This is a genomic window from Rhizobium sp. BK049 (assembly GCF_014193135.1).
In the GTDB taxonomy this organism is placed as follows: Bacteria; Pseudomonadota; Alphaproteobacteria; order Rhizobiales; family Rhizobiaceae; genus Rhizobium.
This window is the reverse complement of record NZ_JACHYV010000006.1, coordinates 114,366-138,222: the sequence shown is the minus strand read 5'-3', so window position 1 is coordinate 138,222 and position 23,857 is coordinate 114,366. Positions and strand designations below refer to the sequence as shown.

Sequence of the window (23,857 nt, the reverse complement as noted above, 5' to 3'; positions counted from 1 at the left end):
CTCGTCATTTCAGCGACTACTTTCTAAGGCTTTCTTAATAGAAGTGCCGCAGACTGCGCCGAGATGAAATCAGCGAGAATGCCCGTGAGGAAAGCCCATTCAGGGGCCCATGAAGCGCATGGCGATCCTGCAGCGGCTGAGGCCGGCGATGGGTCGACCGACGATTCTGATCTGGCTGAGCGCGAGAGCCGCTGGAACCATGCGCTTGTTGGTTCCGGCCTCGGCGTATGGGACCACAATTACCGTCTAAACCGGAAATATTATTCACCGACGTGGAAAACCATCCGCGGAATGGCGCCGGACGAGGACGTCGCCGGCGACTACGAGGCTTGGCTGCAACTCGTCCACCCCGACGACCGCGACTTCGTCGCCCATGCGATCGACCGGCAGAATGCTGGCGATCCGGATTATCAGATCTTCCAATATCGTGAACGCCACAGGGACGGCCACTGGGTCTGGATCGACTGCCGTGGGGCCTGCGTCGAGTGGGATGAGAATGGCGTACCGACGCGCGTCGTTGGAACGGATACCGATATCACCGCCCGCAAGGAAGCCGAGGAGACGCTGTCGCGCCTGTCGCGCCGACTCGACCTGGCGCTGGAAGTTTCCCGCATCGGCGTCTTCGAGGCCGATATCGAAAATGACGTCGTCGAATGGGATGATCGCCTGATTGCCATCTACGGCTTGCAGGGTGCGGCACGCAAGATCGGCGGTGACGCCTGGGCCAAGAGCCTGCATCCGGATGACCGTGAACGCGTGCTCGGCCTCGCCGATCGCAGCGTCGAAAGCGGCAGCGATTTTCAGCAGGAATACCGCATCATCCGCGGCGACGGAGTCGAACGAATCATCCGTGCCCGCTCGGCCTTCTTCGTCGACGGCAACGGCCAACGCAAACTGATCGGCGCCAATTGGGACGTCACCGAGGAGGTCGCGCTTCGCAACGAGCTGCAGCGCGCCAAGGATTTGGCGGAAGCCCGCAACCGCGAACTCGAAGCCGCCAAGGAGAGCATCGAGCATCTGGCCTTGCACGATTACCTCACCGGCCTGCCAAACCGCCGTTATCTCGACAAGATGCTGGACGACCGAGCAGCGGAATGCCGGGTTAACGGCCTCGCTTTGGCGGTTCTGCATATCGATCTCGACCGCTTCAAGCAGATCAACGATACCCTCGGCCATCGGGCGGGCGACGCAATGCTGCAACACACCGCAAATGTCCTCAGACATTCCGTTCGCGCCGCCGATTTCGTCGCGCGTATCGGCGGTGACGAATTTGTCATCCTCTGCGCCGTCGACGCTGCATCGAAGAAGATCGCTAGCCTGGCCGAACGCCTGATCCGCGAATTGCGCCGGCCCGTCAGATATGAGGGGCATGAATGCCGTTTCGGCGCCAGCATCGGCATCGCGGTCGATGGCGGCGCCAAGCTCGACGCCAAGCAGACGCTGCTCGACGCGGACATTGCGCTCTATCGCGCCAAGGGGCTTGGCCGAAACCGCTTCGAATTCTTCTCGGCATCGGCCCGCAACGATATCGTCTCCGCCAAGCAGCTCGCCGATGAAATCCTCATCGGCCTGGAGCGCGATGAATTCGTGCCGTTCTATCAGTTGCAGTTCGACGCCCGCACGCTCGATGTCACAGGCATCGAGACGCTCGCCCGCTGGCAACACCCCGTGCACGGGCTGCTGACGCCGGATCGCTTTCTCGATATCGCCGAGGATCTCGACGTCGTCTCGACGATCGACGCCCTGATCCTGGAGCGCGCGCTGGCAGACCGGCGTGCCTGGATCAAGGATGGGCTGTCGATCCCCAAAATATCGGTCAACGTTTCCGCCCGGCGGCTGACCGATCCCGACCTCGGCAAAAAGCTCCGCGCCCTGAAGATCGAACCCGGCGCCATCGCCTTCGAACTGCTGGAATCGATCTCGCTCGATGATTGCGACGAGGCGGTGGCCGCCAATTTGAAAAAGCTGCGCAAGCTCGGCATCGACATCCATATCGACGACTTCGGCACCGGCCACGCCTCGATCGTCAGCCTTCTGCGCCTGAGCCCGAACACACTGAAGATTGATCGCGAGCTGATCCGCATGCTGCCGCAATCGGCCGAGCAGCGTAAACTCGTCGGCGCGATCATCGATATCGGGCGCTCGCTCAATATTCTCGTCATTGCCGAGGGCGTGGAGACGGCGGATCATGTCCGCATTCTGGAGCAACTCGGCTGCGACACGCTGCAGGGCTATGCGCTCGCCCGGCCGATGCCGGCCATGCAGATCCCCTCCTTCATTCGCGCCGGATGCTGGCGCCTCGGGCTGACCGCCGCGCGCGGACTGCAGACGCATCTTCGCCGCGCGCTGCCAAGCAGAAGAGTCAAATAAAACCTGTATAAGCGGCCCGCCATTTCGCCTTCATTCCACCGTAGAGGAAAAGCCGCTAGACTCGTAAAGCGAATTCATTCGATTCTCTTGGCGCTATTCCGTAAAATCCGGAAATAGGGCCACCAAATCCGGGAACCGCGGCCACGAAATCCGGAAACCGGGGAAGGAGCGACAGGCGGATTGTGAAACACTCTCTTTTCCTTTAAGGGGACGCCACGAGATCGATCCACTCGCGCTATCCCAAGAGCGCCAACAACAGAGAATGACCAAGATGAACCGTCGCCGCCGTATCTACGAGGGCAAGGCAAAGATTCTGTATGAGGGTCCGGAGCCGGGCACTTTGATCCAGTTCTTCAAGGACGATGCCACCGCCTTCAACAAGAAGAAACACGAAGTCATCGACGGCAAGGGCGTCCTCAACAACCGCATTTCCGAATATATCTTCAGCCACCTGAACAAGATCGGCATCCCCACCCATTTCATCCGCCGGCTCAATATGCGCGAGCAGCTGATCAGGGAAGTGGAGATGATCCCGCTGGAGATCGTCGTGCGCAACGTCGCTGCCGGTTCTCTCGCCAAGCGCCTTGGTATCGAGGAAGGCGTCGTGCTGCCCCGCTCGATCATCGAGTTCTATTACAAGTCCGATGCGCTCGACGATCCGATGGTCTCCGAAGAGCACATCACCGCCTTCGGCTGGGCCAATCCGGCCGAGCTCGACGACATCATGGCACTCGCCATCCGCGTCAACGATTTCATGACCGGTCTCTTCCTCGGCGTCGGCATCCAGCTTGTCGATTTCAAGATCGAATGCGGCCGCCTCTTCGAAGGCGATCTGATGCGCATCATCCTCGCCGACGAGATCTCGCCGGACAGCTGCCGGCTCTGGGATATCGAAACCCGCGAGAAGATGGACAAGGACCGGTTCCGCCGCGACCTCGGTGGCTTGCTTGAAGCCTACTCCGAAGTCGCTCGCCGCCTCGGCATCATCAATGAAAACGAGCCTGTGCGCGGCACCGGCCCCGTTTTGGTTAAGTAAAGATCGTCTGGTCAAGTAAGGCAGGAAAGACAAAGTGATCAAGGCTCGTGTCACCGTCACGCTCAAAAACGGCGTTCTCGATCCGCAGGGCAAGGCCATCGAAGGGGCGCTCAGCGCCCTCGGCTTTTCGGGCGTCGGCCATGTAAGGCAGGGCAAGGTCTTCGACCTCGAGCTCGAAGGCGCCGACAAGGCCAGCGCCGAGGCAGACCTCAAGGCGATGTGCGAAAAACTGCTCGCCAACACGGTCATCGAGAATTACGCGATCGCGATCGACTGACCTGCAGACCTGCCCGTCAACCGGCGGGTCCTATGGATTGAGCGTCATGCTGAAGGCAAAGCTGGAGACGGAAGTCTCGAAATTCATGAGCTATGTTTTGCGCCATGCGCCGGATGCCGCAGGCTTGACGCTTGATGCCGAGGGTTGGGTGTCGTTCGATGATCTCGAAAAGGTGCTGACGTCGAAATACGGCGTCTCCCGCGCCGATATCGTCGAGATCATCGACAACAGTCCGAAGAAACGCTTCACGCTTGTCGATAACAGGATCCGCGCCAATCAGGGCCACAGTGTCGAGGTTGATCTGGCGTTAGCCCCGGCTGAACCGCCGGCAGTTCTCTTTCACGGCACGTCACTCACGAACTGGCCGTCGATCGAGCGCGAAGGCCCGAAGAAGATGGAGCGGCACCACGTCCATCTGTCGGCCGACATCGATACGGCGAAAATTGTCGCCGTGCGGCGCAAGGGCGACTATATCATTCTGCGTGTCGACGCAGCCGCCATGTTTTCAGAAGGCCATTCTTTCTTTGTCGCGGACAATGGAGTATGGCTCGCCGAGAGCGTTCCAGTCCAATATCTTTCGCGAAATGCGGGGACTCTATGAAATCAGCCGTCGTTCAACTTCCGGGCCTCAACCGCGATCGCGACATGATCGCCGCTCTCACCAAGATCTCGGGTCACCAGCCGGTGACGATCTGGCAAACGGAGACGGAAATCCCCGACGTTGACCTGATCGTCATCCCCGGCGGCTTCTCCTATGGCGATTATCTGCGCTGCGGCGCGATCGCCGCCCGAATGCCGGTCATGCAGGCGATCATCGACAAGGCTGCAAAGGGCGTGAAGGTGCTCGGCGTCTGCAACGGCTTCCAGATCCTCGTCGAAGCGGGCCTGCTGCCGGGCGCGCTGATGCGCAACGCCTCGCTGAAATTCGTCTGCCGCGAGATCAAGCTCGAAGTCGTCAATGCCGAGACGGATTTCACCCGCGCCTACGCGCAAGGACAGGTCATCCGTTGCCCGGTCGCCCATCACGATGGCAATTATTTTGCCGACGAAGCGACGCTGGCGAAGATCGAGGGCAATGGTCAGGTTCTGTTCCGTTATGCCGAGGGCACCAATCCGAACGGTTCGATCAACGACATTGCCGGCGTGATGAACGAAAAGGGCAATGTGCTCGGCATGATGCCGCATCCGGAAAACCTGATCGAGGCCGCCCATGGCGGTTCGGATGGCCGGGGCCTCTTCGCCTCGGCGCTCGACGTCGTCGCCGCCTGACCTCACCTCAGCCATGCCGCCCGCAGGCCTACCGCGGGCAACGGCATGCAGCCGAAAAGACCTTCATCCGGATCACTGGAGCAAGATCAATGCGCCCTCGCCTCACCGTCGCAAACGCCGCTTTGTTGACCGCTCTGGCAACCGTTGTCGCGGCCTGCCAGTCGCCGGCACCGGCGGCAGGCCCAAACCGGGCGGCGTTGCCGACGATGGAGCGCGTAGCGCTCGGCGCCAATGCCTGCTGGTTCAAATCTGGCGATCCGGCCTTTGCAGCCTATAAGCTCGCTCCGGAACTCAATTCCTTCTCCGGTCGGCCGCGCATCCTGCTCGTCCACAAGGGCAGCCCGGAAAGCCGGCCGCTGCTCGTCGTCCAGGCCGAGGGAAGCCCTGCCCATCTGCAGGCCTTTGGTCCGATTATGCAGGAGCCTGTCGCCGGCCGCATCGCCGCCGATGTCAATCGTTGGTCCGGCGGCAACAGGGCCTGCAAATGATCGCTGCGGTCGCCCGCAGCATCAGTCCCAGAAAAATGACTTGCTGATTTCGCGTGCGGCTTCGGACTGCGAAACCCCGATATCCTTGAGTCCTGCCGCAGTAAGCTCCCTGAGCGCGCGCCGGCCCTCCCGCTTCTGATGCCAGAGACGAATGGCGGCCCAGATCCGTCCCAGATGCGTCGTCGCTTCGGCAGGCGGGCTGGGAAGGATGAGGCGCCTGTCCTCATAAGAGACAATAGGTACAATTGGCGTGTTGATTTCAGGCAATGCAGACATTTCAGGGATCCTCTCGGCTCATCCTTGGGATTGACTCTTAATCTTGACAGGTACGCGGTGACAATATAAGCAATTGTCACCATGACAAATTGGCTTCCTGATCTTTCCCGCGGCTCCGGGCCGGTCTATCTCCGACTTGCCGACAGCATCGAATCCGCCATTGCGAGCGGCGCCCTGCCCGCCGGCAGCAAGTTGCCGCCGCAGCGCAATCTTGCCTATGATATCGGCGTGACGATCGGCACGATCGGCCGCGCCTATGCGCTGGTGCACGAGCGCGGCCTGGTCGCCGGCGAGGTGGGCCGCGGCACCTATGTGCTGAACCGCGCCGAGACGCCGCCCGGCGAACAAACCGATGCACTGGCCGTCTCGCTCGGCGGCACCCGCTTTCAGGACGCGCCCGCCGACAAGATCCGTTTCGATACGACAGCCGCCCCAGACCTCGGCCAAGGCAAGATCATCTCAGCCATCCTCGCCGAGATCGGCGAACAGCATCTCACCGAGATTTCCTCCTATTCCCGTAGTTTTCCGCGCAACTGGTTCGACGCCGGCCGCCGCTGGCTTGCCCGCAGCGGCTGGACACCGGAGGTCGAAAACATCGTACCGACGCTCGGCGCCCATGCCGCGGCGGTGGCCGTTATTGCCGCTGTCTCGGCGCCGGGCGACAAGATCGTCTTCGAAAATCTGACCTATACCCAGGTCAGCCGCAGCGCCCGCCTTCTCGGCCGCCGCACGGTGACGGTCGATTCCGACGAATTCGGCGTCATTCCCGACGATTTCGAAAGGCTCTGCCAGCAGCAGCATCCGAAGATCGCCTTCCTGATGCCGACGGTTCATAATCCGACAGTGACGATCATGCCCTACGAGCGGCGCGCAGCGATTGCTGCAATTGCCAGAAAGCACAGCGTCTGGCTAATCGAGGACGACCTCTACGGCGGCATGGCCGACGATGAAACGCCACTCATCGCCGCGCTTGCGCCAGACCGCACCTTCCTGGTCAACGGCCTGTCGAAATCGGTCGCCGCCGGTGTGCGCGGCGGCTGGGTCGCCTGCCCGCCACACTTTGCCCAGCGCATCAAGGTGACGCATAGGATGGTCACGGGCGGCCTGCCTTTCATCCTGGCGGAGACCTGTGCCCGCCTGGTCGAAAGCGGCCGGGCGCACGAAATCCGCAAGGAAGTTATCGGAGAACTCTCCCGGCGCGCCCACCTCGCCCGCGAGCATCTGCGGGGTTTCGACTTCGCGTCGCACCCACATGCGCCCTTCCTCTGGCTGAAACTGCCGGAGCCCTGGATGTCCGGCACCTTCAAGAATGCAGCCTTTCGCGACGGCGTGCTGGTCGATGACGAAGACGAATTCAAGGCGGCTCGCAGCGAGAAAACCTATTACCGCATTCGCATCGGCTTCTCCTCACCCAAAACGGGCCAGGAATTGACCGCAGGCCTGATGATCCTGCGCCGGCTGCTGGAAAATGGCGGATCCGCCTATGACGGCGAAATATGACCTGTTGCAAATACACGCCATAATTCCGAAAAAACGCACACGCCGGACGAGAGCGTTTTACCACTGCCACCCCCATGCTACCTCTTTGTTATTCCCGCTTGGTGCGAATCAAAGGACGGCAGATGAGGGTCGAGTTCGGAAAGATCGCGTTACGCTTCTTGGGGCTGGCATCCGTGGCCGCCGTAGCCGTCACCTCGATGGCGGGTTCGGCCAATGCCGGCGAGCAGATATTCGATGAATTGCGTTTCGGAGCCTCCGCCTCGGTGCAATCGGGTCATGCGGGGGAAGATGGCGTCTTTCCGGAGATTACCGCTCTCTTCGATCCTTTCGGATATGAGGAGGCTGTCGGCTGGCAGCAACAGCTGTTGCATCCTCGTGTCCATCTCGGCACGTCGATCGGCACTTCGGGTGAAGCAAGCCAATTCTTCACGGGCTTCACCTGGACAGTCGATCTCAATGAAAAACTCTTTGGCGAAGCCGGATTCGGCGGCGTCATCCATACCGGCGAGCTGGACGACAATGATGACGGCCCGGAACTCGGCTGCCGCGTCCTGTTCCACGAATATGTCGGCGCCGGTTACCGTTTAACCCGCAATTGGAACGTGATAGCACAGATCGCCCACTCCTCTCATGCCGATCTCTGCGACGGCCCGAATGACGGAATGACGCGCGCCGGCATCCAGATCGGCTACAAGTTCTGAGCGATTGGCGCCTTTACGAGAAAAGCCTGCGCGCCCTCTGTTGACGGCGGGCTTTTTTCTGTCGCGCGTCGCCGCTACATAAGCTAAAGACAGCGCAAAACGCGCCAGGGACTTTCCGCTCATGACCATTCCAAACACCATCCCGATCACGCCGGAACTCGTTGCAAGCCACGGCCTGAAGCCGGACGAGTACCAGCGCATTCTGGATCTGATCGGCCGCGAGCCGACCTTCACCGAGCTCGGCATCTTCTCGGCCATGTGGAACGAGCACTGCTCCTACAAATCCTCGAAGAAATGGCTGCGCACGCTGCCAACCAAGGGGCCGCGCGTCATCCAGGGGCCCGGCGAGAATGCCGGCGTCGTCGATATCGATGACGGCGATTGCGTCGTTTTCAAGATGGAGAGCCACAACCACCCCTCCTATATCGAGCCTTACCAGGGGGCCGCGACCGGCGTCGGCGGCATCCTTCGCGACGTCTTCACCATGGGCGCGCGGCCGATCGCCGCGATGAATGCGCTGCGCTTCGGTGAGCCGGATCACCCCAAGACCCGCCATCTCGTCTCCGGCGTCGTCTCCGGCGTCGGCGGCTACGGCAATTCCTTCGGCGTGCCGACGGTCGGCGGCGAAGTCGAGTTCGATGCGCGTTATAACGGCAACATACTCGTCAACGCCTTTGCCGCTGGTATCGCCAAATCCAACGCCATCTTCCTCTCCGAAGCCAAGGGCGTCGGTCTTCCGGTCGTATATCTCGGCGCTAAGACCGGCCGCGACGGCGTCGGCGGCGCGACAATGGCATCGGCCGAATTCGACGAATCGATCGAAGAAAAGCGCCCGACCGTTCAGGTCGGCGACCCCTTCACCGAAAAATGCCTGCTCGAAGCCTGCCTTGAGCTGATGCAGACCGGCGCGGTCATCGCCATCCAGGACATGGGTGCGGCCGGCCTCACCTGCTCGGCTGTCGAAATGGGCGCCAAGGGCGATCTCGGCATTCTGCTGGAACTCGACAAGGTGCCGGTCCGTGAAGAGCGGATGACCGCCTATGAGATGATGCTGTCGGAAAGCCAGGAGCGCATGCTCATGGTGCTGCAGCCGGAAAAGGAAGAGCAGGCCAAGGCGATCTTCGTCAAATGGGGCCTCGACTTCGCCATCGTCGGCAGGACGACCGACGACCTGCGCTTCCGCGTCATGCATCGGGGCGAAGAAGTCGCCAACCTGCCGATCAAGGATCTCGGCGACCAGGCGCCGGAATATGACCGCCCCTGGCGTGAATCCGGCAAGCCTGCGCCCCTGCCCGCCAATCTTGTCGCGGCGCCTAAGGATTACGGCCAGGCACTGCTCCAGCTCGTCGGCTCCGCCAATCAGTCGAGCCGCCGCTGGGTCTACGAACAGTATGACACGCTGATCCAGGGCAACTCGCTGCAGCTCCCCGGCGGCGACGCCGGCGTCGTGCGCGTCGATGGCCACAAGAGCAAGGCGCTTGCCTTCTCCTCCGACGTGACGCCGCGTTATGTCGAGGCCGATCCCTTCGAGGGCGGCAAGCAGGCGGTCGCCGAATGCTGGCGCAACATCACCGCGACCGGCGCCGAGCCGCTTGCCGCCACCGACAATTTGAACTTCGGCAACCCCGAAAAGCCCGAGATCATGGGCCAGTTCGTGCAGGCGGTGAAGGGCATCGGCGAAGCATGCCGCGCGCTCGACTTTCCGATTGTCTCCGGCAACGTCTCGCTCTACAACGAGACCAATGGCATCGCCATCCTGCCGACGCCGACGATTGCAGGCGTCGGCCTGCTGCCGGACTGGCGCAAGATGGTCCGCATCGGCAGCGCCAATGACGGCGACAAGGTGATCATGATCGGCGTCGACGGCAGCCATCTCGGTCAGTCCGTCTACCTCAGAGACCTGCTCTCCACGCGTGAAGGCCCGGCGCCGGAAGTCGATCTCTTCGCCGAGCGCCGCAACGGCGATTTCGTCCGCTCCGTCATCCGCAACGGCCAGGCGACCGCCTGCCACGACATATCCTCGGGCGGCCTGGCCGTCGCGCTCGCCGAAATGGCCATGGCCTCGGACAAAGGCATGAAGATCGATCTCGGCGAAGGCAAGGGTGCTGCGCATGCGCTGCTCTTCGGCGAAGACCAGGCCCGTTACGTGCTGACTGTGCCGGCCGATGTCGCCGATTTCGTCTGCGTCAATGCAGAAGGCGCCGGCGTTCCCTTCCGTCGCCTCGGCACGGTCGGGGGCGATACACTTGATGTCGGCGATCTTATTTCACTGCAGATTCAGCAATTGCGCGATGCCCATGAATCGTGGTTCCCTGACTTCATGGAAGGCCGCGGCGAGCTTGCCGCGGAATGATGCGCAAGGAGTAACGATCATGGCCATGAAACCCGGCGATATTGAAGACATGATCAAGGCTGGGATTCCCGGTGCCAAGGTGACGATCCGCGATCTGGCGGGCGACGGCGATCACTACGCCGCCGAAGTCGTCGCCGAAGCCTTCCGCGGCAAGAGCCGCGTACAGCAGCACCAGATGGTCTACGAGGCGCTGAAGGGAAACATGGGGGGCGTATTGCACGCCCTCGCTTTGCAGACCTCCGCACCGGATTGACATGCCGGCTTCGGCCGGTCGAAGCTTTGAAATAAAGAGGCCCGGGTGGAAGGATTCTTTCCTTCCGGGTCTTTAGTTCTCTGCAAAGCGGTTTCTGCATGACAACGGTCTCCGGCCTCGCATGCGCCGTGCTTCAACCTCCCTATTCCTGCCCTCGGGCTTGACCCAAGGGACATCCCAGGAATGCCGCCACCGCGCTTCAGCTCGGTGAAATGACTAATGCTCCCCGACCGCCGTAACCTGGCGCGAACGATTTAGGTCAGGCTGATACGCTTGCCCGCCGCGGCGGATCGCTTCACGGCGTCGATAACTTTTAAGGTTTCTAGTCCCTCACGTCCGCTGACCAGCGGCGCTTCTTCCCCTCTGATGACCCTGCAAAGCTGGCGTATCTGAAGGACTAGCGGATCCTCGTTCTCGATTTCGGCGCGATGACATTCGAACGGTTCCATCCAGCTCCTTTTGCCCGGATTGCTCCACATGTTGAGCGACGGCACCGACAGCGACCCGTGGGTGCCGCCGATCATGTAGCAAGCCTCCTCGGTTTTAGGGTAAGCGGGGTTTTCGCCGGTCGTCATCTCCCAACTCCATGGCGCGACGACGGAATCCGAAACGGAAGCAGTCCCGAGAATTCCGTTCTTGAACTCGATGAGGATCACCGCGGTCTCCTCAACGGCGTTTGCGCGAACTGCGTTGGATTCGAGCGCCTGGACCGCCGTGACATCCCCGAATAAGTAGCGAAGGTTGTCGATGTCGTGGATCAGATTGAGAAAGACTGGTCCCGCGCCGCGTTCGCGCCGCCAGGAAGTGTCGAAGTATTCCTCCGGTTTGAATAGCCAGAACATGGCATTCACGACCAGTATTCGTCCGAGCTTTCCGCTTTCGATGATCTGTTTAGCTTTTTGCATCATCGGATTATGTCGGCGATGATGTCCGGTCAGCAGCGGAACGCCTTTGGCCTCGGCCATCTCAACGAGCCTCTCGCCAGCAGCAATATCGTCGACGATGGGCTTCTCGATCAATGCCGGGATGCCGGCCTCGAGGGCCTCAAAACCGTTTCTGACATGGATCTGGTTGGGCGTCGCGATGATAACGCCGTCAGGACGCGCTGCGGCGACCATCTCAGCAAAGGTCGAAAACCATTTGACGCCAACCTCGCTGGCGATCGCCTCTCCAACCGGGCTCGGGTCGACGATAGCGACAAGCTCCGCCATCGGTTCGTCCAGCACGTGTTTGATGTGGCGCTTCCCGATAAGCCCCGCGCCGAGGACCGCCAGTTTGACCGGAGGAGCCATTTGTCAGTCCTTCTTGGGTGCCGTGAGCATCGTCGCAACGCGGCGGATTCCGAGCGGATAGCCCTCCGTACCCAGACCGGTGATGATGCCGTCGGCGCGGTGGGAAACGAAGGAATGATGACGGAAGCTTTCGCGCTTATACATGTTGGAGATATGGATCTCGATGACGGGACCTTCGAACGTGTTCAAGGCATCGAGGATCGCAAGCGACGTGTGCGTGAATGCGGCCGGATTGATGACGATACCGGCTCCGTCTTCGCGCGCTTCGTGAATCCAGTCGATGATTTCATATTCACGGTTGCTCTGGTGGAAACGGATCTCGTGGCCGAGTTCTGAGGCCACTTTCCGGCAGTCTGCCTCGACATCGGCCAGCGTCTCGTGACCATAGATGTGAGGCTGACGCTTGCCGAGCAAATTGAGATTTGGGCCATTCAGAACGTAGATCAGGCTCATTGTAATTCTCCTTGTGAGGGCGTTGCCAAGCTTAGGCGAACGCTATTTCCTGGAATGCGAAATTCGGATCGGACTCGTAAAGATCGGCCCGCAGCCCCAGACGCCCTGCTTGCAGCGCGGGGGCTGCGACATCGCGCGCAGCTTCGAGGACCGCCTTCAACAACTCCCGCTTCGTTTCTGCCGGCCGGCCAGGGGCCATGCGCACGATTATCTGGATGAAGTGATTTTCCGGATGCTCGTCACCGACGCAGGAGAAGGTCGCCTCCCTGGCGAAGGTCCGCACGGCCGTGGGCCTCACCAGGCCCCCGTCGCGCACCCGGTGGTGGACCGCTCTGGTCAATTCATCGATCGCCACCCGTTCGGCAGCACCCTGGCTATAGTCGATAATGATGTGCGGCAAGACATGTCCTCCCGGTCAGGCTGGAGCTCGACACAATTCTTCGAAGTGGCGCGACATGCGTTCCGCATCCGGTTTTACGCCCGTGAACAGTTCAAAGGCCGCCGCGGCCTGGAACACGGTCATGCCGCCGCCCGGCAAGGTCCTGCACCCCTTCTTTTCCGCCAGGGCCAGAAGTTCGGTCACGAGCGGCATGTAGACGATATCGGCGACCCAGTGATGTGGATGAAGCCATTCCGGATCGATCGGGAGACCGGGATGACTTCGCATGCCCGTCGGGGTAGCGTGGATCAGCCCATCCGCAGAATCGAGCGCCGCGCCGACGTCTCTGATCGGCTGCGCGCAGGTTCTTGAAAAGCGCCGGTTGAGCTGATCGGCAAGCGCGGCGGCGCGATTTGTGTCCTGGTCGAAGATCGAGAGCATCTCGATACCGAGCTTGATGGCCGCGTGCGCGACGGCGACTCCTGCCCCGCCTGCGCCGAGCAGGACGGCATGCGTTTTGGCGACACCGGGCATGCCCCGCTCGAAATTCTTATAGAAGCCATACCAGTCCGTATTGTGCCCGATCCTCTTTCCGTCCCGAAGCACGACTGTGTTGACCGCTCCGAGCATCTCGGCGTCCTCGGACAGGCTCGTAAGATGAGCGATGACCGTCTGCTTGCACGGGTGCGTGATGTTGCTTCCTGCGAAGCCGCGGTCTTCGAGTTCTACGAGCAATTCAGGCAGCGCAGAAGCGGGTAAACTGCGCTCTGAGAGGTCGACGAGCTCGTAATGGTAATCCAGCTTCAGGTGCCGCGCCTCGGTTTCATGGAGCGCGGGGGACTTCGACATCTGGATGTCGGCCCCGATGAGACCGACGAGGAATGTGTTATTGTTCATTTGGATAACCCAATCGGCTCAGTGATGTGCGAGGATCTCGCCAAGGAAAGCCTTGGTGCGCTCATGCGTCGGAGACTTGAAGAAGACCTCGGGCTCGGCCTCCTCTATGATCTCGCCGGAAGCCATGAAGATGACCCTGTCTGCAACTTGACGGGCAAAACCCATTTCATGGGTCACGCAGATCATGGTCATGCCGTCGCGTGCGAGGCCGATCATCGTGTCCAGCACTTCCTTGACCATTTCCGGATCGAGCGCCGATGTGGGTTCGTCGAACAGCATCGCCTTGGGCTCCATGCAAAGCGCCCTGGCAATAGCGACACGCTGCTGCTGGCCACCGCTGAGCTGCGCGGGATACTTCTCCGCCTGATCAAGGATTCGAACCCGTTCCAGGTATTTTCTCGCCAGCCTCTCGGCGTCAGCCCGGCTGGTTCCGCGGACCCTCATGGGCGCAAGCGCGCAGTTCTGCAGAACGGTCATGTGGGGGAACAAATTGAAGTTCTGGAACACCATCCCGACTTCGCGCCGAATGGCGTCAACCGCCTTGCTCGTGCCGTCGAGCGATTGTCCGTCGACGACGATCCTGCCTTCCTGGATCAACTCGAGAGCGTTGATGCAGCGGATTAACGTCGACTTGCCGGAACCCGAAGGCCCGCAAAGGACGATCTTCTCGCCTTTGCGGACCGACAGGCTGATATTTTTCAACGCATGGAAGGAGCCGTACCATTTCTGAACCTTTTCAAGGGATATCAATGTCGACTGATCATTAGCGGAACTGAGCACGGCGCCCTCCATGTATGCTTTACTTGACGGTGAACGGGATGTTGGGGATGGATTCCGGGAACTTCGGCAGATCGATGTTCATCCACTTCTTGGTGATGGCTGTAAGTTCGCCATTCCCCTTGATCTTGTCGAGGAAGGCATTGACGGCCTCGTTCCAGTCCCTCTCGCCCAGTCGCGTTCCGACGCCATTGTAAGTCGTCAGGAAGTCGATCTTGCGCTCGTAGGTGCCGGGGCTGGCGGCATCGAGCCGCTGTCCGTAGAACATGTTGCCTCCGACGGCCTTGACCTGTCCGGAGACCAGCGCCTGAATGGTCGAGGCGTCGTCGTCGAAGCGGCGGACGGTCGCCGTCGATCCCACAGCGTCGGTAATGGCCTTGTCCTGAGAGCTGGACTTCGGCACGCCGATTTCCCAGCCGGCAACATCGGCAGGCGTTTTCGCGGTATCGGCCTTTGCCGCATAGAGCGAGATCGTGTTCGCCGCGTATGGCTTGCTGTACTGGATTGATTTGGCGCGCTCTTCCGTCATCGCCATCGTGGCGAACAGGATATCGACCTTGCCAGTGGTCAGGGCCGGAATGCGATTGGCGACGGCGAGCGGCTGGAACTGGACCTTAACTCCGAGTTCCCTAGCGAAGAGTGTCGCGACATCGGCATCGAACCCGTCCTGCTTGCCGCTCGTGTTGACGAAGCCCCATGGCGCATTATCGCCCTGAATGCCGACGACGATCGTGCCCTTGGCCTTGATCTCCTCGACCGTCGCCGCGGAAGCCGCTGCGGCGCCCACCGTGACGAAGGCGGCCGTAGCCAGGGCCATTCCAAGAAATTGTCTGCGATTGTTATGCATTTCCATTCTCCTCCTCTGTGGTCTTTGCTTCGGGCGAAGCAAGGTTAGCGGGCGGCTTTCGCCATCCGTTTTTCGAGGCCGCTCCCGATGTGGGAGAGAGGCCAACAAATGATGAAGTAGATCATTCCGACGATCCCGAAGACGAGCAGTGGGCGGTAGGTCTGGTTCGAAATGATCTGTCCGGCACGGGTCAGCTCGATGAAGCCGACGATTGCTGCAAGCGATGTGCCCTTGATGAGCTGAACGAGAAATCCGATGGTTGCGGGCATCGAAATCTTCAGCGCTTGTGGGAGGACAACGTCCTTCATTCGGGAGATGTAATGCAGCCCGAGTGCGTTCGCGGCTTCGGTCTGGCCCTTCGGAACGGCTTCGATCGAGCCGCGCCAGATCTCGCCCAGGAAGGCGCTTGCATGGAGCGTGAACGCGATGGCCACAGCGATCCATGCATTGACGTCCACGCCCAATAGCGCGACGCCGTAGTAGACGACGAAGAGCTGCATCAGCAGCGGCGTGCCCTGGAAGAGCGCGATGTAGCCCGACGATACGAAACGTGCGACACGGTTCTGCGACGTGCGCACCAGAGCGATCAGGATTCCGAATATGCCTCCGCCGACAAAGCCGATGATGGCCAGCAGCACGGTCCACTTCAGACCCTGTAAGAGGAAGAACAGCTCGTTTTCGCCGATGGGACCCATGAACGCCTCCTATCGGGTCGGGTAGTTGAAGTAGGAACGGGAGATAATGGCGAAGATGCCCATCATCAGGCTCGAGATGACCAGGTAGATTGCGGTCACGCTAAAATAGACCTCGAAGCTTCGAAAAGTGTCGGATTCGATCCGTTGGGCCGCCGAGGTCAACTCGTAGGCGGCGATCGAAGTGCAGACCGAGGTCGTCAAGGTCAGCATCACGAACTGGCTGGTCAGGGACGGATAGATCGCCCGCAGAGCCGGCTTCAGAACGATCAGCCGGAACACATCGGCCTTATGCAAACCCAAAGCGAAACCTGCCTCGACCTGGCCCTTGTTCACGCTTTCCACGCCGCCTCGAATGATCTCGATCGCATAAGCGCCGCCATTGATCCCCAGCGCGATGACAGCGGTAGCGGTGGGGTTCAATCGGATGCCCATGAGTGGAAGGGCGAAGTAGATGAAGAAAATCTGCACCAGGAATGGTGTGTTTCGGACAATCTCGACGAAGGCAATCACCGGAGATCGAACGAGCTTGTTCCTGGATGTTCTTGCAGCGACGCCGAGGATACCGATCGCGAGCGCAAGGATCATTCCGGCAACGGCAAGACCGAGCGTCCCAAGCGAACCCCAAAACAATTCCGGGGCGCGGTCGAAGACCGCACCAAAATCGAATGTATAACCCATGTTAACTTCCTCCCTCCGACGCGGCTCGCGCCCCGCCGGCGCCGGATCAGCGATCCGGCCCGAATAATCCCTCGGCCTTGTCGTACAGATGCTTCAAATGCGTCTCAGGCGAGGCAGACCCTGCGAGTGGGACTTCCACTGAGATCGCCGCCGAGCTGCCGATCGCTGCGACGAGTTCCTTCAACGGTAGTTCGCCCTCTCCCGGCGCGAACCGCCCGCCTCTAGCTTCAGCGATCATCTCCTCTGGCGTCACCGGCGCCGGTCCAGCGACATCGCACAACTGAACGTGCCTTACCCAGCGCATCTCGGTCCGGAGCGAGGCGAGCGTGCCGCCATTCCTGAAGAAATGTACTCCGTCGACAAGGGCGCCGGCATTGCGGGCATCACTCGCCTTCACAAGACTGACGCTGTCCCGGAAGGTTCTAGTCACCCGCCAACCCATGTTCTCGACATCGACAGCCAAGCCGTAGCGGTCCGAAAGGCGGCAGAGATCCGCGAAGTTCGAGACCAATCTGGATTGATCAGGATCGTCTCCGCAGACACTGAGCCGGCGTGCTCCAATGTCCGCAGCCGCGGCGACTGTGGCCTCCAACGACGACGCGTCGAAAGCGGGGTCGATTACGAAGAACTCGATATCGAAAACCTCGACGCCCTCACCGGCAAGAACGGATTTCAGCTCGCCCGCAACCGAACCTCCGACAGGCAGCTCGTAATAGGGCGCACCAGGGAACGCCGGATGCAGCCTGAGCCCGATCCTGGAGAATCCCGCGCGTGCAGCGGCCTTCGCAAACTCCACAGGAGGCAGCAGTATCGATGAGAAGTGAGCGACGCCAATTATGGGCGCCGATTTCGATGTTACGGCAGCCATCACACGATTCCCTTCGTCGCGAGATGGTTGCGCAGATTGGTGCCGGTGCGATGAATGTGCTGGCGGAGCTTGTCGCAGGCATAGTCGACATCACGCGCGACTGCGCCCTGGGCAATCTCGCTATGTTCCTGCCCGACGTTGCGATCGCCCGACGTACGAATCAGGAAGACGCGGCGATATCGGTCGTTGAGATTGAGCAGAAGACTGCAGAAATGAAGTAGCAGAGGTTTCCCGCAGCCCGAGATCAGTGTCAGGTGGAACTCGCGGTGAAGCGCTTCCCAGTGCTCCAGCGTTTCTGGATGCGCGGCGTCGCGCTCCGTGCGGTTGAGACGGTGAAGTGCACGCATGACGTTGCCCTCCCAATCGACGTCTCCGAGACGCATGGATTCACGCAGCGCGAACACTTCGAGTTCCTCGCGTAGGCTGGTGACCTCTTCGAGATTGGCCAGGGAGATCGGCGCGACGCGATAGCCTCTGTTGTCCTGAAACTCGACCAGACCGTCTGAAATGAGCCTGGCCAAGCCCTCCCGCAACGGGCTCAGACTGACATTGAAAGTCTTCCGCGCCTTGTCGAGATTGATCTTGCTGCCCGCTTCCAGTTCCCCGGAGATGATCGCCTCCCGAAGGCGCGATGCGAGCTGGCTGCCGATGGTGTTCTTGCCATCGTCGAGGAAGCCGGCTGACGGCGCGTCTTCTGTCAACGGCGCAAGAGAGCTGTCGTCGGCCGAGTTCATCCTTCCTCCCAAAGCAACCTGCCAAAGTTTCGATAATCGATATGATAAACGATTATTGATGTCAACTTGAATACGTCAGAAACCACTAGATGCCCCGCGTCTACGCTCCGGTAAAGGCAATTAAAAACGCAATTCCAATCACTTAACTAACAAAAACCACGGCTGCTCCTCTGCCAACAGCATTGAGCGCTTGGTCGCCGGTTGACAAATAATCGATTATTCTGATAGTCGAACCTCATTGGGAGGTAGCCTTATGGTAATTAGAACCGAAAGCGAGTTGACGCCTGCCGTCCTCGCCGTGATGAACCGCACCGCGGATCCACGGCTCCGGGAGATACTTGTTGCAATGGTGAAGCACCTCCACGCATTCGTGCGGGAGGTCAGACTGTCGGAAGTCGAGTTTCGCGAAGCGACCGCCATCCTCAACGAAATTGGGCAACTGCAGACCGACAGCCACAATGAGTTCGTGCTCATGGCCGGATCGCTTGGCGTCTCGGCGCTCGTGTGCCTGCTCAACAACGGCGACAACGGGCAGACCGAGACGTCACAGTCGCTGCTCGGGCCCTTCTGGCGGCTCAACTCACCGCGGGTCGAGAACGGCGGAACCATCATCCGCTCGGAAACGCCCGGAACACCCCTTTTCGTCCACGCGAAGGTGGTTGATCGAGGAGGCAAGCCCATCCAGGGCGCGGAGATCGACGTATGGCACGCCTCGCCTGTCGGCCTTTACGAGAACCAGGATCCTGATCAGGCGGAAATGAACCTGCGCGGCAAGTTCACTACGGACGACGAGGGTCGATTCTGGTTCAGAACGGTCAAGATGGTGGGCTATCCCATCCCTGTCGACGGGGTCGTAGGTCGGCTTCTCCAAGCGCAAGGCCGCCACCCTTACCGACCTGCGCATCTGCATGCCCTGATCTTCAAAGAGGGATACAAAACCCTCATCTCCCAGGTCTTCGACCCGAGCGATCCGAACATTGATTCCGATGTGCAGTTCGGCGTCACCGCGGCTTTGACAGGCGACTTTGTCCGTCATGACGAGCCGCACCCATCCGATACGGACGTCAGTGGGCCCTGGTTCTCGCTCGACTACACCTACGTCATGGAGCCGGGCGAGGCCATCCTGCCGCGTCCCCCGATCAAATAAAGAAACCAGCAGAGCCACATCATGATTACCGAAAAGGAACGCCAGGCGGCAGCCGACGCACTGCTGAAGGCAGAAACCGAACGCAAGCCGATCGTCCAGCCGAGCAGGACATATCCGAATTTGGAACTTGAAGACGCTTACGAGATTCAAGCACTCTGGGCGCAGGCCCGGGTTGCAAAGGGGGCGCGAATCGCGGGTCATAAGATCGGACTGACATCGCGGGCGATGCAGATGGCCTCGAAAATGACGGAGCCCGACTACGGCGTCATTCTCGACGACGCCCTTTTTAACGACGGAGCGCAGATCAGAGCGGAGCTCTTTATCAAGCCTCGCCTCGAAGTCGAACTCGCTTTCGTAATGGGTGAGGATCTCGAGGGACCGGGCACTCGGATCTATGATGTCATGCGCGCAACGGAGTTTGTCGTCCCTGCGCTTGAGATCATCGATTACCGAACCGAGGTACCCAGAGCGATCACCGATACGATCGCCGACAACGCTGCTTTTGGAGCGATCGTCGTTGGTGGTCGTATCATCCGGCCAATGGATATTGACATCCGCTGGGTTGGCGCGACCCTTTCAAAAAACGGCATCATCGAGGAATCGGGTGTTTCAGCAGCTATCATGGGGCATCCGGCCGCGGGTGTCGCCTGGCTTGTGAACAAGCTTCATGCCGTCGGAGCCGGGTTGAAGAAGGGCCAGATCGTTCTTGCAGGCTCGTTTACTCGCCCGGTGGACATAGCCAAGGGCGATGTCATCCAAGCCGACTATGGTCCGGTCGGCTCGATCGGCGTCTCGTTCGTGTGAGGCGCCGATGGAACTTCCTATCAATCACTTCAAACGAAAATTGAGAGCCGGTCAGAGCCAGATCGGTCTCTGGTGCGGCCTTCCCGGAAGCTACGCGGCAGAAATCGTCGCGCCGTCGGGCTTCGACTGGGTGCTGTTCGATACCGAGCACTCTCCAAGCGACGTCCTTACCGTCCTGCCGCAATTGCAGGCGGTCGCGCCTTACGACGTTTCCCCAGTCGTACGCCCGGCATTCAACGATCCCGTGCTGATCAAGCGCTTTCTGGACATCGGCGTCCAGACGCTCCTCATTCCCTATGTGCAGAACGAGGAGGAGGCGAAGGCAGCGGTCGCCGCCATACGGTATCCGCCGCACGGGATTCGCGGGGTCTCCGCCTTGACGCGCGCCACCCGCTTCGGGCGCGTGCCGAACTACGCGCGGGTTGCCGAACAGGAGATCTGCCTGCTTCTGCAGGTCGAGACCCGAGAGGCACTCGGTCGGCTGGAGGCGATCGCAGCGGTCGAAGGCGTCGACGGTGTCTTCATCGGTCCCGCCGATCTGGCGGCCAGCTTTGGCCATCCTGGACAACCGGGACACCCCGAGGTGGTCGCGGCGATCGAAGATGCGATCGGACGCCTGAAAATTCTCGGAAAGCCGGCAGGCATCCTCACGCCGGACGAGACTTTCGCCGCCCGCTGCATTTCGCTCGGGACGTTGTTCACCGCCGTTGGCGTAGACGTCGCCCTCCTTGCAAGAGGATCGGAGGCGCTCGCAGCCCGCTTTGCATCTTAGGAGTTCGCGCCGATGTCGACGCGCGAGAAAGTTCTGTCCGAGATAGCACCGGCGGGCATAATCCGGGCCGCCGTCAACATGTCGAATGCAGCGTTGGTCCGTTGGGACGATCAGGCCGGCGCCTTGGTCGGCCCAAGCGCTCAGATCGGTCACAAGATTGCCGAGCAACTGGATTGCGGCCTGTCGCTGATCCAGTACGGCTCAGCCGCCGACATCCTCACCGCTTCCGATCGCGGCGAGTGGGACATTGCTTTTATTGCCTCGGATCCCTCGAGAGCCGACCGGTTCTCCTTTTCACCTCCCTACATTTCCGTCAGAGCGACCTATTTGGTACCGGAGGACACGGCGTTCCGATCCGTCGGAGACGTCGATGCTGAAGGAGTGCGGATAGCCTCCGCAAAAAGCGCCGCCTATACGAAGCAGCTCGAGCGTATTCTTGAAAAAGCTACTGTCTCGCATACTGACAGTCCGGCAGCTGCAATCGATCGTCTTGTCAGATCGCAGTGCGACGCGGCTGCAGGATTGACCGAATTCCTCGTTCAGAGTTTGGAGCGAATTACCGGCTTCCGGCTGGTGGAGGGAGCGTTCTCTGAAATTCCCCAGACGATCGCCGTCCACCGAAGAGCCATTCATGCCTCAGCCTTCTTTGCGGATTTCGTACACCGTCTGAATGCAAGCGCTGGAGCGCCGTAAAGTAACGTCCTCGGCTCTTGGACGCGTGCTGGCTGTGGAGGGATCAGATCGGCAATATCGTAACCAGCCAACAGCGCTGGAGGCCAGCCTTCAAGCCGGCAGCTTATTCTGTTCCGGAGAGGCAAAGACAGAGGCCGGCATCGGTCCTGACGTCATCAGGGTGAAATCAAAGGACGCCTTGAGATCTGGGCCTAGCACATATTGCCGATGGACCCGCAGCTGGTCCTTGCGGATCTTCCGGTAATGTTCGCCCGTCAGCATCTGCTTGACGCGGATAAGAAGGATCTTTGCCGGCGGCGCATCTGCATGGCCGGAGACGGCCACAACCGGCACCTTGTAGAAGTTGATCGAATCCGTCAGGCATTGCACGTCAAGCCAGAAGATCTCCGGACAGCGGGCGATCAGGCCAACGCGGGCGCGAAGCAGGCTTGCCGATGACAGCAGGGCGCATTGCAGAATGGCGCTGCCGAGTGTGGCAAACACGACGCGCCTGCCCTTGAAGATCTCCGGCTCCCTTTCAAGCAATATGCCGATCACATGGGCGGCGACGCTCGATCCCATGCTATGCGAGGAGATCACGTACTCGTCCGCCTCCTCGGCGAGCGCCTTGCGCACCGCGGTCGCCCGCTCTTCCAGCCAGTCGTTGAAGTCGGCCCGATCCATACGGCCGAGCGCCACTGCCATTTCCCAATCTGCAAAAAGATGCAGCGTATGGAAACGCTCGGAAAAAGGCAGGAAGGCGAAGATGAAGAAGCAAAGCGCCAGTGGCCCGCTCCAGAGCACATGCCAGGCGGAGAAGCCGAGACTATAGGGCAGGATAACGATCTCTGGCGTCAGCACGATTGCCAGCGCCGTCAGCAGGAATGGAAAGAGGAAGAACAGGCCAAAACGCCACGCATGCCTGAAATATCCCCGCATGCCACCTTCGAGCATGATCTCGGCGCAGCTTCGAAAGCCTGCAATGATCCGGCTCAGCGTATTGCGGCTGCGCAGCCCGCGCACGAGCATGTCGTGATCAACCATGTGGATCCGGCTCTTCGTCCGCCAGCCGGCGGAACTGGTCTCGGCCGCAGGCGCCGGTGCGCGCACTTCTGCGCTGCCCGTCGTGACCTCGAAGCAGAGAGGATCGCTTCCCGCCTCTGGCGCGCCGGTTTCGACCGAGTAGCCCCAGACGGCAGCACTCTGTCTGGCTGAGCGTTCGTACCGTGCCCTGTGGGCAAGCCCGTCGAGCGGCTCGAAGCCTGGGAAATGAAGGACGACCCGCTTCTTTATCAATTTCATTTCACTGTTCCGCCCGGCCAAAGACCGGTCTGTTGCAGCGATCCGGCTGCCGGTCACTGATATCGCCAAAAAGCAGGCATGATCTCAAAGGCGCCTTGCTAACCGAACTCTTCTGGAATTCAATAGCAGCCACGTTGTTTTCGCGGCGAATGGAGGGGTTTTGTGGCTGACCTTGTCAAAGAATTGATATCGGGCGTCGTCGATAGCGTTCTGAAGGAAATTCTGAAGAAAACCACCGGCCGCGTCACGACGAAGCGCAGGAGGCGCAAGGCGCGCCCTGCCGCGACCACGACGGCTGCCCGCAAGGCGCCCAAGCGCAAGCCGGCCCGCAAGCAGATCAGCAAGCGCAGAACCGCCGCCGGCCGCAGCCGTCAGCGTCGCGTCTGAGACACGCGGCAACACTTCGGCCCTAACGCGACGGCAACAATCCCGAAGTGGTCTCACCACATTGGTTTTTTTGGATCCGGCGGCTGGAATTCCTGTTGTCACATGCTATCTAAGGAAAACGATTGAAACGGCGGGCCTTTAACTCGCCTGTTGAAAGGATCAGATCCCATGAGCGGCATTCACGAATTCATCGACAACGAAATCAAGAGCAACGACGTCGTCCTCTTCATGAAGGGCACGCCGCAGTTTCCGCAGTGCGGGTTCTCCGGCCAGGTCGTGCAGATTCTCGATTACATCGGCGTCGACTACAAGGGCATCAATGTGCTCGCCGATTCGGAAATCCGCCAAGGCATCAAGGATTATTCCAACTGGCCGACGATTCCGCAGCTTTACATAAAGGGCGAGTTCATCGGCGGCTGCGACATCGTCCGAGAAATGTTCCAGGCCGGTGAACTGCAGCAGCATCTCCAGGAAAACGGCGTCACCGTTCGCGGCGCCGCCTGACCGGTCACCGGACGTCCGCCCGGTTTCCAAATCTGTTTCTCGAGTCCGAGGCGCTGCGGTGAGCAGCGCCTTGGCCTGTTTATGGGAATTTCATTGTGACAGATTCATCACAAGCCGTGTCCGCGG

At 60.3% G+C, this 23,857-nt stretch carries 28 protein-coding genes; 16 read left to right on the top strand and 12 right to left on the bottom strand.

Annotation, left to right across the window (positions count from 1 at the left end):
• Positions 1–78 precede the first annotated feature (78 nt).
• From FHT70_RS08585 to FHT70_RS08560, 6 genes are all read left to right on the top strand, one after another.
• A complete protein-coding gene (locus tag FHT70_RS08585; protein ID WP_183700291.1) occupies positions 79–2,370 on the top strand; it encodes an EAL domain-containing protein in 2,292 nt (763 codons plus the stop codon).
• A 271-nt stretch (positions 2,371–2,641) separates the two neighbouring features.
• Positions 2,642–3,406: a phosphoribosylaminoimidazolesuccinocarboxamide synthase gene (purC, locus tag FHT70_RS08580; RefSeq protein WP_085780082.1), complete on the top strand. Its 765-nt coding sequence runs from the start codon at positions 2,642–2,644 to the stop codon at positions 3,404–3,406.
• 34 nt (positions 3,407–3,440) lie between these two features.
• Positions 3,441–3,683 (top strand): phosphoribosylformylglycinamidine synthase subunit PurS, encoded by a 243-nt coding sequence (purS, locus tag FHT70_RS08575; protein WP_085778308.1) that lies wholly within the window; start codon positions 3,441–3,443, stop codon positions 3,681–3,683.
• A 46-nt stretch (positions 3,684–3,729) separates the two neighbouring features.
• Positions 3,730–4,284, top strand: coding sequence for an RNA 2'-phosphotransferase (locus tag FHT70_RS08570; protein WP_183700290.1), 555 nt, complete (start codon positions 3,730–3,732; stop codon positions 4,282–4,284).
• Positions 4,281–4,952, top strand: a complete 672-nt coding sequence (gene purQ / locus FHT70_RS08565; protein ID WP_183700288.1) for a phosphoribosylformylglycinamidine synthase subunit PurQ — start codon at positions 4,281–4,283, stop codon at positions 4,950–4,952. Before FHT70_RS08570 ends, purQ begins: the two co-directional genes overlap by 4 nt.
• A gap of 89 nt (positions 4,953–5,041) precedes the next feature.
• Positions 5,042–5,440, top strand: a complete 399-nt coding sequence (locus FHT70_RS08560) for a hypothetical protein (protein WP_097599255.1) — start codon at positions 5,042–5,044, stop codon at positions 5,438–5,440.
• Positions 5,441–5,461: 21 nt separating this feature from the next.
• Here FHT70_RS08560 and FHT70_RS08555 read toward each other — a convergent pair whose 3' ends face one another.
• The gene (locus FHT70_RS08555; RefSeq protein WP_097599254.1) at positions 5,462–5,716 is read right to left on the bottom strand and encodes a DUF1127 domain-containing protein; all 255 of its coding nucleotides are present in this window, start codon (positions 5,714–5,716) and stop codon (positions 5,462–5,464) included.
• Positions 5,717–5,797: 81 nt separating this feature from the next.
• On the opposite strand from FHT70_RS08555, the gene FHT70_RS08550 reads away from it, so the two are divergent.
• The 4 genes from FHT70_RS08550 to FHT70_RS08535 all read left to right on the top strand — a co-directional run bounded on the left by FHT70_RS08550 (position 5,798) and on the right by FHT70_RS08535 (position 10,523).
• On the top strand, positions 5,798–7,216 hold the full coding sequence (locus FHT70_RS08550; RefSeq protein WP_183700286.1) for a PLP-dependent aminotransferase family protein: 1,419 nt from the start codon (positions 5,798–5,800) through the stop codon (positions 7,214–7,216).
• A 122-nt stretch (positions 7,217–7,338) separates the two neighbouring features.
• Positions 7,339–7,917, top strand: a complete 579-nt coding sequence (locus FHT70_RS08545) for an acyloxyacyl hydrolase (RefSeq protein WP_183700284.1) — start codon at positions 7,339–7,341, stop codon at positions 7,915–7,917.
• A gap of 121 nt (positions 7,918–8,038) precedes the next feature.
• Complete coding sequence (gene purL / locus FHT70_RS08540; protein ID WP_183700282.1) at positions 8,039–10,270, top strand: phosphoribosylformylglycinamidine synthase subunit PurL; 2,232 nt, start codon at positions 8,039–8,041, stop codon at positions 10,268–10,270.
• A gap of 19 nt (positions 10,271–10,289) precedes the next feature.
• On the top strand, positions 10,290–10,523 hold the full coding sequence (locus tag FHT70_RS08535; protein WP_004676237.1) for a BolA family transcriptional regulator: 234 nt from the start codon (positions 10,290–10,292) through the stop codon (positions 10,521–10,523).
• A 254-nt stretch (positions 10,524–10,777) separates the two neighbouring features.
• Here the strand turns inward: FHT70_RS08535 and FHT70_RS08530 are convergent, their stop codons facing one another.
• From FHT70_RS08530 to FHT70_RS08485, 10 genes are read right to left on the bottom strand one after another with little or no spacing between them, the layout of a single operon-like run.
• Positions 10,778–11,815, bottom strand: coding sequence for a Gfo/Idh/MocA family oxidoreductase (locus tag FHT70_RS08530; RefSeq protein ID WP_183700280.1), 1,038 nt, complete (start codon positions 11,813–11,815; stop codon positions 10,778–10,780).
• A gap of 3 nt (positions 11,816–11,818) precedes the next feature.
• Positions 11,819–12,268 carry a type II 3-dehydroquinate dehydratase gene (aroQ, locus tag FHT70_RS08525; RefSeq protein WP_183700278.1) on the bottom strand — a complete coding sequence of 150 codons (450 nt, stop codon included), beginning with the start codon at positions 12,266–12,268 and terminating at the stop codon, positions 11,819–11,821.
• Between the two features lie 31 nt (positions 12,269–12,299).
• Positions 12,300–12,668: a 5-carboxymethyl-2-hydroxymuconate Delta-isomerase gene (locus FHT70_RS08520; protein ID WP_097599248.1), complete on the bottom strand. Its 369-nt coding sequence runs from the start codon at positions 12,666–12,668 to the stop codon at positions 12,300–12,302.
• 15 nt (positions 12,669–12,683) lie between these two features.
• Positions 12,684–13,544, bottom strand: coding sequence for a shikimate dehydrogenase (locus tag FHT70_RS08515; RefSeq protein WP_183700276.1), 861 nt, complete (start codon positions 13,542–13,544; stop codon positions 12,684–12,686).
• Between the two features lie 18 nt (positions 13,545–13,562).
• Positions 13,563–14,336, bottom strand: a complete 774-nt coding sequence (locus FHT70_RS08510; RefSeq protein ID WP_085778319.1) for an amino acid ABC transporter ATP-binding protein — start codon at positions 14,334–14,336, stop codon at positions 13,563–13,565.
• A 7-nt stretch (positions 14,337–14,343) separates the two neighbouring features.
• Positions 14,344–15,168, bottom strand: a complete 825-nt coding sequence (locus FHT70_RS08505) for a transporter substrate-binding domain-containing protein (RefSeq protein WP_183700274.1) — start codon at positions 15,166–15,168, stop codon at positions 14,344–14,346.
• Positions 15,169–15,212: 44 nt separating this feature from the next.
• Positions 15,213–15,863: an amino acid ABC transporter permease gene (locus FHT70_RS08500; RefSeq protein ID WP_183700272.1), complete on the bottom strand. Its 651-nt coding sequence runs from the start codon at positions 15,861–15,863 to the stop codon at positions 15,213–15,215.
• Between the two features lie 9 nt (positions 15,864–15,872).
• A complete protein-coding gene (locus FHT70_RS08495) occupies positions 15,873–16,541 on the bottom strand; it encodes an amino acid ABC transporter permease (protein WP_183700270.1) in 669 nt (222 codons plus the stop codon).
• 46 nt (positions 16,542–16,587) lie between these two features.
• A complete protein-coding gene (locus tag FHT70_RS08490) occupies positions 16,588–17,409 on the bottom strand; it encodes a sugar phosphate isomerase/epimerase (protein WP_183700268.1) in 822 nt (273 codons plus the stop codon).
• Positions 17,409–18,143, bottom strand: a complete 735-nt coding sequence (locus FHT70_RS08485; protein ID WP_183700266.1) for a GntR family transcriptional regulator — start codon at positions 18,141–18,143, stop codon at positions 17,409–17,411. The genes FHT70_RS08490 and FHT70_RS08485 overlap by 1 nt, the downstream gene beginning before the upstream one ends.
• A 253-nt stretch (positions 18,144–18,396) precedes the next feature.
• On the opposite strand from FHT70_RS08485, the gene FHT70_RS08480 reads away from it, so the two are divergent.
• From FHT70_RS08480 to FHT70_RS08465, 4 genes are read left to right on the top strand one after another with little or no spacing between them, the layout of a single operon-like run.
• Positions 18,397–19,290 (top strand): intradiol ring-cleavage dioxygenase, encoded by an 894-nt coding sequence (locus tag FHT70_RS08480; RefSeq protein WP_097599241.1) that lies wholly within the window; start codon positions 18,397–18,399, stop codon positions 19,288–19,290.
• Positions 19,291–19,311: 21 nt separating this feature from the next.
• Complete coding sequence (hpaH, locus tag FHT70_RS08475; protein ID WP_183700264.1) at positions 19,312–20,094, top strand: 2-oxo-hept-4-ene-1,7-dioate hydratase; 783 nt, start codon at positions 19,312–19,314, stop codon at positions 20,092–20,094.
• Positions 20,095–20,101: 7 nt separating this feature from the next.
• Complete coding sequence (gene hpaI / locus FHT70_RS08470; protein ID WP_183700261.1) at positions 20,102–20,866, top strand: 4-hydroxy-2-oxoheptanedioate aldolase; 765 nt, start codon at positions 20,102–20,104, stop codon at positions 20,864–20,866.
• Between the two features lie 12 nt (positions 20,867–20,878).
• Entirely contained in the window at positions 20,879–21,559 is a 681-nt protein-coding gene (locus FHT70_RS08465) for a transporter substrate-binding domain-containing protein (protein WP_097599238.1), read from the top strand.
• A 90-nt stretch (positions 21,560–21,649) separates the two neighbouring features.
• On the opposite strand, the gene FHT70_RS08460 is transcribed toward FHT70_RS08465, so the two are convergent.
• A complete protein-coding gene (locus FHT70_RS08460) occupies positions 21,650–22,840 on the bottom strand; it encodes a hypothetical protein (protein WP_183700259.1) in 1,191 nt (396 codons plus the stop codon).
• 162 nt (positions 22,841–23,002) lie between these two features.
• On the opposite strand from FHT70_RS08460, the gene FHT70_RS08455 reads away from it, so the two are divergent.
• Positions 23,003–23,227: a hypothetical protein gene (locus FHT70_RS08455; protein ID WP_097599236.1), complete on the top strand. Its 225-nt coding sequence runs from the start codon at positions 23,003–23,005 to the stop codon at positions 23,225–23,227.
• 168 nt (positions 23,228–23,395) lie between these two features.
• The gene (gene grxD / locus FHT70_RS08450; RefSeq protein ID WP_011425564.1) at positions 23,396–23,731 is read left to right on the top strand and encodes a Grx4 family monothiol glutaredoxin; all 336 of its coding nucleotides are present in this window, start codon (positions 23,396–23,398) and stop codon (positions 23,729–23,731) included.
• Positions 23,732–23,857: the final 126 nt, after the last annotated feature.